The organism is Vibrio genomosp. F10 str. ZF-129 (genome assembly GCF_000287055.2).
Taxonomy (GTDB): domain Bacteria; phylum Pseudomonadota; class Gammaproteobacteria; order Enterobacterales; family Vibrionaceae; genus Vibrio.
This window is the reverse complement of the sequence record NZ_AJYQ02000131.1, coordinates 24,596-38,232: the sequence shown is the minus strand read 5'-3', so window position 1 is coordinate 38,232 and position 13,637 is coordinate 24,596. Positions and strand designations below refer to the sequence as shown.

Annotated in this window: 10 protein-coding genes; 3 read left to right on the top strand and 7 right to left on the bottom strand. The window is 45.0% G+C overall.

Translation table 11 applies throughout. The annotated features are described in order from the left end of the window. Window positions 1–65 precede the first annotated feature (65 nt). Both A1QO_RS18120 and A1QO_RS18115 read left to right on the top strand, forming a co-directional pair. On the top strand, window positions 66–1,250 hold the full coding sequence (locus A1QO_RS18120; RefSeq protein WP_017039394.1) for a 3-phenylpropionate MFS transporter: 1,185 nt from the start codon (window positions 66–68) through the stop codon (window positions 1,248–1,250). A gap of 117 nt (window positions 1,251–1,367) precedes the next feature. Then, a complete protein-coding gene (locus A1QO_RS18115; RefSeq protein WP_017041522.1) occupies window positions 1,368–4,799 on the top strand; it encodes a PAS domain-containing hybrid sensor histidine kinase/response regulator in 3,432 nt (1,143 codons plus the stop codon). A gap of 26 nt (window positions 4,800–4,825) precedes the next feature. Here A1QO_RS18115 and A1QO_RS18110 read toward each other — a convergent pair whose 3' ends face one another. The 3 genes from A1QO_RS18110 to A1QO_RS18100 all read right to left on the bottom strand — a co-directional run bounded on the left by A1QO_RS18110 (window position 4,826) and on the right by A1QO_RS18100 (window position 7,438). After that, on the bottom strand, window positions 4,826–5,314 hold the full coding sequence (locus A1QO_RS18110) for a hypothetical protein (protein WP_017035708.1): 489 nt from the start codon (window positions 5,312–5,314) through the stop codon (window positions 4,826–4,828). Between the two features lie 120 nt (window positions 5,315–5,434). Then, a complete protein-coding gene (locus A1QO_RS18105) occupies window positions 5,435–7,162 on the bottom strand; it encodes a sodium:solute symporter family protein (RefSeq protein WP_017041521.1) in 1,728 nt (575 codons plus the stop codon). A 12-nt stretch (window positions 7,163–7,174) separates the two neighbouring features. Further along, the gene (locus tag A1QO_RS18100) at window positions 7,175–7,438 is read right to left on the bottom strand and encodes a DUF4212 domain-containing protein (RefSeq protein ID WP_017035710.1); all 264 of its coding nucleotides are present in this window, start codon (window positions 7,436–7,438) and stop codon (window positions 7,175–7,177) included. Between the two features lie 365 nt (window positions 7,439–7,803). On the opposite strand from A1QO_RS18100, the gene A1QO_RS18095 reads away from it, so the two are divergent. Then, on the top strand, window positions 7,804–9,537 hold the full coding sequence (locus A1QO_RS18095) for a potassium/proton antiporter (protein ID WP_017040122.1): 1,734 nt from the start codon (window positions 7,804–7,806) through the stop codon (window positions 9,535–9,537). 52 nt (window positions 9,538–9,589) lie between these two features. Here the strand turns inward: A1QO_RS18095 and A1QO_RS18090 are convergent, their stop codons facing one another. The 4 genes from A1QO_RS18090 to A1QO_RS18075 form a co-directional block, all read right to left on the bottom strand. Next, window positions 9,590–10,219, bottom strand: coding sequence for a response regulator transcription factor (locus tag A1QO_RS18090; RefSeq protein ID WP_017040123.1), 630 nt, complete (start codon window positions 10,217–10,219; stop codon window positions 9,590–9,592). A 207-nt stretch (window positions 10,220–10,426) separates the two neighbouring features. After that, window positions 10,427–10,777 (bottom strand): putative quinol monooxygenase, encoded by a 351-nt coding sequence (locus tag A1QO_RS18085; RefSeq protein WP_017037227.1) that lies wholly within the window; start codon window positions 10,775–10,777, stop codon window positions 10,427–10,429. A gap of 113 nt (window positions 10,778–10,890) precedes the next feature. Beyond that, a complete protein-coding gene (locus A1QO_RS18080) occupies window positions 10,891–12,753 on the bottom strand; it encodes a protein-disulfide reductase DsbD (protein ID WP_017040124.1) in 1,863 nt (620 codons plus the stop codon). Between the two features lie 193 nt (window positions 12,754–12,946). Further along, complete coding sequence (locus A1QO_RS18075) at window positions 12,947–13,435, bottom strand: arginine repressor (RefSeq protein WP_017040125.1); 489 nt, start codon at window positions 13,433–13,435, stop codon at window positions 12,947–12,949. Window positions 13,436–13,637 lie beyond the last annotated feature (202 nt).

Sequence of the window (13,637 nt, the reverse complement as noted above, 5' to 3'; positions counted from 1 at the left end):
CTTTTTTATCTCTTAAGCAAGGTCCATAATGGCCTCGCTTGCTCAATTCCCTTTTGGAGTCTTTGATGTTAACCCCATCTCCTTTTGCCTGGATCTCCCAGTATTTTGTTGGTTTCTTTTTTGCTTACGGTGTTTATCTCCCGTTTTGGGCGCTTTGGTTTGAAGAACAAGGTGTCTCTGCAACCGATATTGGTGTGCTTGTTGGTGTCGGTTTTGCGACCCGTTGTGTTTCAAACTTGGTGATAACCCCTCGAATTCATAAAGCGGAACATCTTCTTCCTGCACTTCGTTGGCTGAGCTTAGCGGCATTTTTGTTTGTCGGTTTCCATTTCTTCACGGGAGGCAATTTTTGGCTAATGGCACTGGCGACGGTACTGTTTAATCTATGTTGTGGACCCATAGTGCCGTTGTCGGATGCCCTTGCTAATTATTATGCTCGGTTAAAAAGGTTGGATTACGGACGAACCCGTTTATGGGGTTCGATTGCTTTCATTGCAGGTTCTACCGTCGTGGGGTATCTGGTGTCCTTGTATGGCACGGATATGATTCTTTATACCGCGTTGGCAGGGGTACTTTTCTCATTGATCATTTCAATGAGGAACATTTCGGTCATGCCGGAAACCCAAAATAAGCAAATAACCGAGCGACCAAAAGTCTCTCAACTTTTACGAGAGTGGCCAGTGATTAAGTTCTTAACATTGATTGCGCTGATTCAGGGAAGCCACGCTGCTTATTACAGTTTCAGTGCCATTTACTGGCGTGATGCGGGCTACTCGGCGGATATCATTGGTTATTTATGGAGTTTGGGCGTTGTTGCTGAGGTGATGGTGTTCGCTTTCAGTAAGCGCTTTTTCTCTGGTTGGACACTGCGATCTCTATTTGTGATGGCGGCCATTGGTGTCATGGTGCGTTGGGGAATCACAGCGTCAACTACCGAGATTTATGCGTTGGTTCTTGTGCAGCTTCTGCATGGGATTACCTTTGCGGTCGCGCACATTGCAGCGATCCAATACATTCAGCAAGAAGAAGAGCATAAAATGGTGGCACTGCAAGCCTTGTATAATGCGATTCCTCTAGGGGCCGTTATCGCTCTTCTTACAACGCTCAGTGGTTGGGGTTATGAGAATTGGGGAGCGGATGTTTTTTGGGCGATGGCTTTAATGGGAGGACTGGCGCTGTTTGTGAAAGTAGAACCTAGAGCGTCAATAATAACCGATGCGCAGAAAGCGGAGCCCAAAGCACAGAATTAGACTCAGTTGATTGAGATTACGGCAGTTCCTTAGTTAAATGAGACCTCTCCTCCTTTTTATTAATGATAGGGCGAGAGGTTTTTTATTTTGTAACTGCTGCTTAGAAAAGGATGTCTAATGCAAGGATGGATCGTCATACCCGTGTCACTCGCGTACCTTGGCATTTTGTTTTTGGTCGCTTGGTATGGTGACCGCCAGTCTCATTGGCTTGCTAAATGGCGGCCTTGGATCTACAGCCTATCCATCGCGGTGTACTGTACCTCCTGGACATTCTACGGAACGGTGGGGCAGGCAAGCAGCAACCCCTGGTCCTTTTTGCCCATATACATCGCGCCCATTATTGTCTTTACCTTAGGGTGGCGGGTATTAGCGCGCTTAGTCTTGACCGCGAAGCGAGAGCATATCACCTCAATTGCCGATTTCATCGCGGCCCGATACGGAAAGTCGCAAGGCCTTGCGGTGGTGGTTACGCTGATAGCGGTGGCTGGTATCTTGCCATATATCGCACTGCAATTACGCGGTATCACCATGGGGTTAGAGATTGTCGCACCAAACCTAGCAAGTGATCTTGGTTATCAAGATCGCTATGTGTCTTGGTTTGTCGTGGGGGCATTAGCGATGTTTACCATGTTGTTTGGTACGCGCCATATCGATAATACCGAGCATCACCGCGGCATGATGATGGCCATTGCGTTTGAATCGGTGATTAAGTTGGTGGCATTTTTGACCGTTGGGTTCTTCATTATTTACTTGGCGTGGAATCAAGAAAACATTGATTTAGTCTCGGTAGCAAAGCAAACCTATCAATCTCCCAATCTCCCGACCTTATTCATTCACACATTATTGACGATGGTGGCTATTGTCTGTTTACCAAGACAATTTCATACCATGGTTGTTGAAAATGAACGAGCTCAAGATCTCCACACTGCGCGCTGGTTGTTTCCTCTCTATCTGATCTTAATGGGTATCTTTGTTCTTCCTATCGCTTGGGTAGGGCAAAGCTTACTGGCGGGAAGCCCTGCCGATGCTTATGTCATCAGTGTCCCAATGTCTGTGGGAGCTGACAATATTGCTCTGTTGGCGTTTTTAGGCGGCACCTCTGCGGCAAGTGGTATGGTGATCGTCTCTACCATTGCACTCGCTATCATGGTGTCAAATGACTTGGTTATGCCACTGTTGCTACGGCGGATGCGGATTACTGGGAAAAATCATCGACACTTTTCTGGGTTATTGCTGATCATTCGACGCGCCTTGATTCTATTGTTACTGATTGGCGCATGGGGGTTTTATCAAGCCCTAGACACGATTCACTCTTTATCTGCCATTGGGTTCCTTTCATTTGCTGCGATTACTCAATTTGCTCCTGCCCTGATTGGAGGGATGTATTGGCGTACAGGTAACCGAAAAGGGGTGTATGTCGGTCTTGCTTTTGGGTTTGGCATCTGGCTCATCACCTTGATGAGTCAAACCGGTATTTTGGCAGGAGATGCAAGTAATAATGCCCTTCTTTGGGTGATCACCCCACCAGAGCTATTCACTGGCTGGGGAGTTCAAAGCTCTGATTGGGGAATGCTACTCAGCGTTTTGATCAATACGTTTTGCTATGTTTTCATTTCTATGGTGACGCGAGCTAGCCTAAGTGAGCGCTTACAATCGGCTTCATTTGTGGGTACGCCATTACCTGAAAGTGAAAACCAAAGCTTGTATCAAAGTCGAGTCACGGTGGCTGAACTGGAGATGCTGGCTTCTCGTTTTGTTGGGCGAACACGCGTCCGCAATGCGTTTAAGCAGTTTTGGAATCAGCAACATGAAACATTGTTGCCTAATCAACAGGCACCATCAACCTTGATTCGCCATACCGAACGTGTGCTGGCTGGTGTGTTTGGCGCTTCTTCCGCTAAGTTGGTACTGACTTCTGCACTGCAAGGTAAAAATATGCAGTTAGAGGAAGTGGCAACAATTGTTGATGAAGCATCGGAATTGTATGACTTTAGTCGAGGGCTTCTTCAAGGCGCTATTGAACATATTGGGCAAGGCATCGCCGTGGTTGATAGGCAACTGAGGCTGGTGGCCTGGAATCAGCGTTATCTAGAACTGTTTGAATTTCCCGCTGGGCTCATTCAAGTGGGAAGACCGATTGCTGATGTGATTCGACATAATGCTCAGAACGGGCTTTGCGGTCCGGGTGATCCTGAAGGCCATGTCCGACGACGAGTGCAACACTTAGAGCAAGGCACAAGGCACACCTCTTCTCGAATTCGCCCAGATGGTCGAGTGATTGAGGTACAAGGTAATCCAATGCCAAGCGGTGGTTTTGTGATGAGCTTTACCGACATCACCGTCTTTAGAGACGCAGAGCAAGCGTTAAAAGAAGCCAATGAAACGTTAGAGTCTCGGGTTTTAAAGCGTACACAAGAGTTAGAGCGCCTTAACAAGCAGTTAGTCAGTGCCACGCAACGTTCTGAGCACGAGTCTCAGTCAAAATCCCGTTTTTTGGCGGCAGTTAGCCACGATTTGATGCAACCACTTAACGCGGCGCGCTTGTTTGCATCATCCCTAACGGAAGTAGCGAAAGAACAAGAAGTGAAAGGTTTATCTCGCCATATTGAAAGCGCTTTGGAAGCCGCTGAGGATCTCATTGGCGATTTGCTCGACATCTCGCGGCTTGAATCGGGCAAATTAGATGTCAATATTCACAGCTTTGCCATAAAAGATGTTCTGGCAAATTTGGATGCGGAATTTAGCGCTCTTGCTAAGCAGCAGCAACTGTCTTTTAAGATGATCCCTTCGTCATTAGTCGTGAAGTCTGATCCCAAGTTATTAAGGCGAGTGGTCCAAAACTTTCTCACCAATGCTTTTCGCTATTGTCCGAAAGGCAAAGTGCGTCTCGGTGTGAGACGAGTCGGTGATGATGTTCGCATTGAGGTTTGGGATAATGGTATTGGCATTGATGAAAACAAACAGCAAGAGATCTTTGAAGAATTTACTCGAGGCAGTCAAATTCGTTCAGATCAAGGCCTAGGTCTTGGCCTGGCCATTTCAAAAGGTATAGCTCATGTATTAGGCCATCAAATATCGTTACGTTCTTGGCCAAAAGAAGGCAGCGTCTTTTCGATCACCTTGAATCGCGCGAGCAGTGAACAGATTGTTGAGATCAAACCCACATTGTTACCTGTATCTGACCTATCACATTTAAAAATTCTTTGTGTGGATAACGAACGTGAAATCTTAGTTGGAATGGAAAGCTTATTGGCGCGCTGGGGCTGTGAAATCAAAACGGCGGAGGATTTAATGCAAAGCTTGAAGGCTCTGGAAGATAATTGGGTTCCCGATGTCATTTTCTCAGACTATCGATTGGATAATGGCCGGACTGGATTAGAAGTTTTGCAGCAGTGTCGTCTGCGCTTAGGAGATAAGTTCAAAGGTGTCATTATTAGCGCGGATAGAACACAAGATATGCTGGATGGGATAAAGTCTAACGGGTTTGCTTTTATTCCTAAGCCGGTCAAACCGCTGAAACTGAGAGCTATTTTAAATCAGATAAAATAGCTCGCTTCTCATTGTTTGGGCTGATTTTATTCGGACTTATTCAGCAGCGTCTCGTAGGTCACGAAGATGGTTTGGGTGTCGCCGTAGTATAGTGTGTCGTTCACTTGAGCGGCGACTCTTAACCAATTTTCCTCTGATGAAGGGGCGGGTAGTGTTACTTTCCAGTTAAGGTTGGTTTCGTCGATACGCACCATGCTCACAGGTGCACTTGTCTCTTCTAGGTTTTCCGCTAGCGATACTTTAATACCTTCTAAAGGAAGCTTTGAGCTGAGGCTGAGAAACAGTTGATCGTCAGTCAGGTTTTCTGAACGAAACTTAATTTTAAATTCGCCATTTTCCATATCACATAAGCCACTCGTATAACGACAGTTCGATTTACTTAAGAGCTTGTATGCTTCTCCTTTTTTTGCTGCGTGGGGCTTCTCACTGAGGGCCAAATCCGTACCAACGTAAGCGAGAATCGAGAGAACAGGAGTAACGAGCATAGCAACGATGAGGTGCTTACTTTTAAACATATTGGCTTCCTTGCAGCAATAGGCGCTATAAAAAGTTAACTAATTGTAATAATAGATAAAGTACAGTATTGGACAGATAAAAAAAGCCCCCGAAGAGGCTTTTGTGGGATAGGTTATATTTTAGTGATCAACAGCATCACCAGCACCGGCAGGAATTCGCACGTGCTCAACCAAGTCTTTTACTTCTTGTGGAGTTTCTGCGGTTACGCGAGAGACACCGAAGGCAACAACAAAGTTAAATACCGCACCAATTGCACCAAAGGCGTTTGGTTCAATACCTAAGAACCAGTTGCTTCCCCAGCTTTCAAGGTATGTCCAGTCAGCAACAAACAGAATGCCTTTGTGTTGGAATACGTAGAACAGTGTAATAGTGATACCTGTAATCATACCCGCAATAGCACCTTCTTTATTGATGGTCTTGCTGAAGATACCCATCATCAATGCCGGGAAGATAGAGGAAGCCGCTAGACCAAACGCGAGGGCAACCGTACCCGCCGCAAACCCTGGTGGATTGAGGCCCAAATACCCCGCAACCGCAATGGCAACCGCCATGGATATTCGGCTGGCGAGCAATTCTTTTTTCTCTGATATATTGGGGTTTATTACCCCTTTGATTAAATCATGCGATATGGAGGATGAGATAGCCAACAATAGACCGGCAGCGGTTGATAGTGCAGCTGCTAGACCACCTGCTGCAACCAAAGCGATAACCCAGTTAGGCAGTTTTGCAATCTCAGGGTTAGCCAATACCATGATGTCGCGGTCAACTTTCAGCTCATTGGTCTCTGAGCTAGAAGTATAGTTGATGTTGCCATCATTATTTATGTCATCAAAACCAAGTAGCCCTGTTTTTTCCCAGTTCTTAAACCAGTCAGGACGTTCATCATAAGCAAGGTACTGACCAGGAGCTGGATTTACCGTATCCATTAGGTTTAGGCGTGCCATTGCTGATACAGCAGGTGCTGTCGTATAAAGAATAGCAATAAAGAATAGTGCCCAACCTGCTGATGTACGCGCATCACGAACCTTTGGTACAGTGAAGAAACGAATGATTACGTGAGGCAGACCCGCTGTACCAATCATCAGTGACATCGTGTAGACGAACATATTTAATGTATCGCCCCGGACCTGGGTGGTGTATTCACTGAATCCGAGCTCGGTGACGACTTGGTCTAGCCGGTCGAGCAAGTAGACATCGGTTCCTATCATGGTACTCCCTAAACCGATTTGGGGTAGAGCGTGACCAGTAAGTTGCAGAGAGATAAAGACTGCTGGAATAGTGTAAGCTAAAATGAGTACGCAATACTGAGCAATCTGCGTGTAAGTGATCCCTTTCATTCCGCCCATTACAGCGTAAATGAATACGATACACATACCAATGATAAGACCGGTTGAGTAGTCAACTTCTAGGAAACGTCCAAATGCAACGCCAACCCCTTTCATTTGACCAATAACATAAGTAACCGAAGCGATAATCAAACAAGCAACGGCAACAACACGAGCGGTTTTGGAGTAAAAACGCTCACCTACAAACTCAGGCACCGTAAACTTACCAAACTTACGTAGGTAAGGTGCTAGAAGTAGGGCAAGTAGTACATAACCACCAGTCCAGCCCATTAGGAAGACTGAACCACCATAACCCATAAAAGCGATTAAACCGGCCATCGAAATAAACGATGCGGCAGACATCCAGTCAGCGGCCGTTGCCATACCATTTGCTATTGGGTTGACACCACCGCCAGCGACGTAAAATTCTTTGGTTGAACCAGCACGCGCCCAAATGGCGATACCGATATAGAGAAGAAATGTGGCACCTACTACGAGATAGGTGATAGTTTTCAAGTCCATCTGACGTATTCCTTATTCGTCTACATTAAATTCGCGGTCGATTTGTCTCATTCTCCACGCATAATAAAAGATGATTGCTAAAAATGCGTAAATAGACCCTTGCTGTGCAAACCAGAAACCCAGTTTGTATCCACCTAGTTGGAACTGGTTAAGAACATCAACAAATAAGATGCCGCAACCAAAAGAAACTAAGAACCAAACAACCATTAGACCGATCATGAGTCTTACATTTTTGTCCCAGTAGGCCTTGGCACGCTCTTGATTTTCAATCGCCATTGCCGTCTCCTTGCTATGTTGTATTGTTAATGAAATGTTTCATTTTCTACAATAGCAAGGAGTGAGTAATGGATCTTTTCAACTTTAGTCGTGGGTAAAAAACGAATAAACCTTTAAAAATAAGGATCTCATTGGTGTTTGGAGGGAAAGTGTGATGTTAAGGTGATGTTAATTTAGCCAAAGGTCTAAGGTTTGTTCATTTTTTATTAAGATATTAGACAAATAGAGTCATTAATTTGCCATTATGGAACAAGATAATGTGTAAAATACCACATTGATAATCATGCGATTGCGTATGTTGGTAATCTATAAATCTGTATTTTAACCATTCCATAGTCGATGTTTTTAGTAGTAAGGGGAGTTGATTGGACGTCCAAACAATAAATAGTTTGTTTCTTACGGGGGCAGCGTTGATAGCACTGAGTGTTGTGCTTACCCGAGCCTCTTCCAAGCTTGGCATTCCTATTCTGGTCATTTTTCTTTTCGTTGGCATGCTTGCTGGAGAAGATGGGCCTGGTGGGATTAATTTTGATGACTATTCACTTACTTACCTTGTGAGTAATCTAGCTCTTGCCGTGATTTTACTTGATGGGGGAATGCGAACCAAAGTCTCTAGTTTCAAAGTCGCGTTTTGGCCCTCACTTTCTTTGGCGACCATCGGCGTAGCAATGACGGCAACGTTAACGGGATTGATGGCGGCTTGGTTGTTTGACCTCACTTTAATTCAAGGGATTCTTGTTGGCGCTATTGTTGGGTCTACCGATGCAGCGGCGGTATTTTCTTTGTTGAAAGGACAAAGCTTGAATGACCGTGTTGGTGCAACTTTAGAGATAGAGTCTGGAACCAATGACCCGATGGCCGTTTTCCTCACTGTCACTCTTATTGCCGTGTTGGCCAATCCAGCCACCGATTTAGGCATCAGTTTTCTTTTATCCAGTTTTGCTTTGCAGTTTGGCGTTGGTGCGCTTGTTGGTGGCGTAGGTGGCTGGTTACTCTGGTCACTCGTAAATCGAATACAGTTACCGGAAGGCTTATACTCTATTTTGGTGTTGAGTGGTGGTGTGGCCTTGTTTGCATTTTCAACCAGCCTTGGCGGCAGCGGCATTTTATCTATCTATTTGGTGGGTTTGCTTATCGGCAATAAACCCACATGCTCGCGTCATTCTATTTTGAGTGTATTAGATGGCATGACATGGCTTAGCCAGATAGTGATGTTCTTAGTTCTAGGCTTACTCGTCACGCCTTCCACTTTACTTGATATTATGCTCCCAGCCTTAGCCCTAGCGTTTGGTATGATTATTTTCGCTCGTCCAATTTCTGTTTGGGTCGGACTGTTACCATTTAAAAGCTTTAATACGCGCGAGCGTTGGTTTGTCTCTTGGGTCGGTTTGCGTGGCGCCGTTCCTATCATCCTTGCCGTATTCCCTATGATGGCAGGTTTACCTAATGCTCAGCTCTATTTTAATATCGCTTTTTTCGTAGTTATGGTGTCTTTAACGGTCCAAGGAGGCAGCTTAATGAAGGCTGCGGTATTAGCTCGAGTTACCTTACCACCGAAGCCAACACCGATATCCAGAACCGGTATTGAAATATTCCCAACGAGCGAGTGGGAGATGTTCATTTATAAACTTAAACCAGAAAAATGGTGTGTGGGAGAACCTCTAAAACGCTTGGCTATGCCTGAAGGCACTCGAGTTACCGCAGTGTTTCGTGATAATCAGCTGCTTCACCCTAGCGGAAGTACTCAGTTAAAAGCGGAAGATACCTTATGTGTGTTGGGTCAAGATAAGAATTTGGATGCGTTAAGTGAACTGTTTAGTGTCGCTCCAGCTGAAGACGAGACAAAACGTTTCTTTGGTGATTTCTTCTTAGGTGCCGATACTTTGTTGTCTCATGTGATAGAACACTATGGCATTGAAGCTTCTGAATATACTGATACCAGTACCTTAAAGCAATTAGCACAGCAAGAGCTCGGCCAATACCCGGTATTAGGCGATAGCTTTGACTGGGCTGGACTGCATTGGGTTATCGCTGAAATTCAGGACCATGAAATCGTGAAACTCGGCTTATGCCTGCCAGAGACTGAAGAGGAAGAGTAGTCACTTCGCCTAATGATATGCATGCGTAAAAATGAGCATACAACTGTGAATATTAGGCGTGAGACTCTTGAAGTAGAATGACCGCTTGAGTGCGGTTTTTCACATTCAGCTTACGAAAGATAGCCGTCATATGCGCTTTAATGGTCGCTTCAGAAACATTAAGCTCATAGGCTATTTGTTTGTTTAGCAATCCATCAGAAAGCATACCTAAAACCTTGTATTGCTGAGGTGTCAATGTCGCCAGTTTTTCTGCCAAATCTAAGCAAGCTGTATTATTGGTGATCAAGCCTTCAGGGAAGAAAGGGTCGCCATTCAGAACTTGGTTAATCGCGCTGATTAGCTCGCGCATATCACTTGATTTAGGAATAAAGCCAAAAGCTCCGTGACTTTTTACTTGGCTTACTACCGAAGCTTCTTCACTCGCTGAAACCACTACAATCGGAAGATCTGGGTATTCAGCTCTAAGATGAATCAGTCCTGACATACCATTAGCGCCTGGCATTTTGAGGTCAAGTAGCAGTAAGTCTGGTTCCTCTTCTTTCTTTAATAAGTTCAGTAATGCATCCAGCGAATCGGCTTCAAGTAAATTTGCGCCACTGACTGCCATGTGGACAGATTGAAATAGGGCATTGCGAAACAATGGGTGGTCATCGGCAATGACAATGGAATAGGTTGGTTCCATACGGGTTGCACTTATTAGGAAAAGTTAATTTAGTATCACTACTTGAGAGGGGCGTGACAACCGATAACAAGTGATTGCCTAATTTTTCTTCTTAAAATGTGAAAGAGTTAGGTTATCTCTACCTAACTCTTTCATTTATTGAGTGCTATCAATCTTTTGTTAGCGACTCATCGCTATTCAAAGCCCATTGTTACTCAAAGCCAATTGTTATTCAAAGATAGGCGCGTCGTAATCTTCAGCTTCATCGCTGTAAGCAGTTACAACCGCATCCGCAACTAACCCCGTTTCAGCTTGAACCTGAGTTTCAAAGAAATGCTGAATCTGTTTGCGGCGTCCGTGAGCAGACCAACTTTCTTTATCTGCCCAGATTTCGTTAAACACAATCGGGAAATCTGTGCGTGTTGCGCTTGGGTGATCAATCTGACGCGTTAGCGTGTATTGAATGCAGCCGTCTTCACGATATGCATCGGGTTCTAGTGCTTTTAATACTTCAAACAGTTCGGCTTCTTTGCCTGATTTTGGCTTGAATTGAGCCAGTACATACACTTTTTTAGACATGATAATTCCTTAAATTATTAGGGCGTGTTTTTAACGATATTTATGATTTACAAATGCCTGACTCTATTAAAATTAAATATTATCAAAACCTTATGCTTGTAATCTGATAGAGGCTACTGATCATCGAGCAAGGTCGAAATATGCGATAAAAATGGTCCTGCTTCCATAAATCCGGTCAATCTTGCACTTGGAATCCGCTCTCCGGATGCATCCCAAAACTCAATGGTTGGCAATCCCAGAACATTAAGGTGCTGGAGTAGCCTAATGTCTTCTGGTTGATTTCTGGTGACATCAGCTTGAAGCAAAACAAAGCGCTGTAGCTGAGCTTCGACATCGGGCTGGTGGAAGGTGTACTTTTCAAACTCTTTACAAGCCACACACCAGTCAGCGTAGAAATCGAGCATCACAGGTTGGTTGTTGCTTTTTGCGATGGCGAGCTGTGCTTCTAGCTCACTCACACTACTGACCTGAATGAACTCAATTTTCGATTGGCCAATACTCGCTTGAGGGTTAAACCAATAATTGAGCGCGGGCTGAGCGGAAGCAAACAATCCCAGAACCGCCACAATGCCAACGGCACTTTGCTGCCAACCACCAAAGGGCAGTTTATTTTTGATGTGATATAGCCAGCCAAAAGCAACCAATCCTAGCAATGACCAGAGTGACGTTGCCCAAATTGGTGGCAAGATACGTTCAAGTAAGAAAATTGGCGCGGCGAGCAAAATAAACCCAAAGAGTGTTTTGACCACATCCATCCATCCACCCGCTTTAGGCAGTAATTTATTGCCAAAGACAGCGGCCAGCATCAGCGGGATGCCCATTCCCATCGCAAGGGCATAAAGAGCAACGCCCCCCGTTAATAGATCGCCACTTTGCGCAACATACAGCAATGCGCCAGAGAGTGGTGCCGTTGTGCACGGAGAGCAGACAAGCCCAGATATTGCGCCCATTGCAAAAACGCCCAGGCTACTGCCCCCTTTTTGCTTGTTATTTAAATTGCTGAGCCACGTTTGCATACTACTTGGAAGTTGCAAGCTATACAGCCCAAACATAGACGCAGCGAGGGCAATGAATAGTGCACTTAATCCAATCAATACATAAGGATGTTGCATTGCCGCTTGGAACTGTAAGCCAGCAGACGCAACCACTAAACCGAGTAAAGTGTAGGTAAGAGCCATGCCTTGAACATAAAGGAACGACAAACCAAGGGCGCGGGAATGGCTGAGTTTTCCACTGCCCAAAACGATACTCGTGAGTATTGGGTACATCGGCAGTACGCAAGGCGTGAAAGCGAGGCCGACACCAAACGCGAGAAACAAAAGAGGGGTCCACCAGTTCTCGGCAAGATGATTGGCTAGGGTATTATCACTGGAAACGGGGATCTCAGTGGTTTTTGTCTCTGTATTAGCGCCTGTCGATGAGGTTTGTTTGTTTGAGGTTTCGGCTGAATCGGATGGTGATGCATTCTTTGATGGTGATATGTGGCTTATCGAGCCAGAACTGTCAGCTGTAGACGCAGGCGCATCAAAGGCATCAAGGTTAATAATGCGTGTTTCTGGAGGATAACAGAACCCTGCTTTTGCACATCCTTGATATTGAACAATCACACGAGCATTGTCTTGATAATCGAACAAAGGAATCGTGACTAGAAGAGGATCGGTATAGATGTCGACCTTACCGAAAAACTCATCTTCATAGGGTTCACCCTGACGCATGTTGATGTCGCCAAGCGTGACATTTTCGCCACTAATAGAAATGCGATTTTGGTATAGGTAGTAATCGGATTTTACCTGCCAATCAAGCAAGAGGTTTGCATCTTGTTGATAGTGATTAAATGGAAAGGCTTCATCTACCGGAACAAACGTATTGTTATTCGATGGCGTGAATAACGAATCTGAGTTATCTGAAAATAACGCGTGGGCGGGAAGCGCTGATAGCGATAAAAAGAGAGCAGAAACCAAAGCAAATAAACGCATACAAACCGTCTTCTAAATTAAGGATGAGTAATCTTACCTCAATCAGACAGGTTTGAGGGGCATTAAGTTTCATCAACAATGAAACAAGCCTTTCACTAGCCGAGATAATCAGGCTAGTGAAAGGCTTGTCAAAACGATTGTGTGAAGACGATTGCGCTCAGTGGGTAGAGAACCAGCGCGACAGATTTGGTGGCTACTTCACTCCTAGACGGGCTCTGACGATGGCTTCACAAGCATCAATATTGTTCACATTTTTAGGAATGATGAGTACCGTATCATTGCCGCCGACTGTCCCCAATATTTCGGTATGTGGATCAATGTCCACCAGTCTAGCGACCAATTGCGCGCTGCCTGGGTGGGTTTTAACCACAACCATGGACTGGTTATGGGTGATGACTTCAATTTGGGAGGCAATGGATGACTCTACGCGGACAGGGGCGCTTTCTACCGTGATGCAGTAAACCTTTTTCCCACAGGCATTTTGGACTTTCACTACCCCTAAATTGGAGAGCAAGCGTGAGACGGTGGATTGGCTGATGCCCTCAAAACCAATGTCGATGAGTTTCAACCGCAGATCATTTTGCGTGGCGAAACTTTGCTGTTGCAGTAAGCGTTTACAAGCAGCAGTTAACGTTTGGTCTTCTGCGGAACACAAGAATTCATGCTCTAAGGTGTCGTTCACAATCAACTCCTTTTTATGGAGGTTCAAAATATCGCCAGTCCTTAGCGCTTCGTATACTCTTAAACCCTCAGAGTACTCGTTGTATTGATGGCCTAAATGGCATTGCATCAATCATTGTTATTATCGATACGAGTGTATCATTGAATTAAAACTAGCTATTTGAAGGGGATCACCAAAGTCTAGTAATGGCTTTATGTTTGTT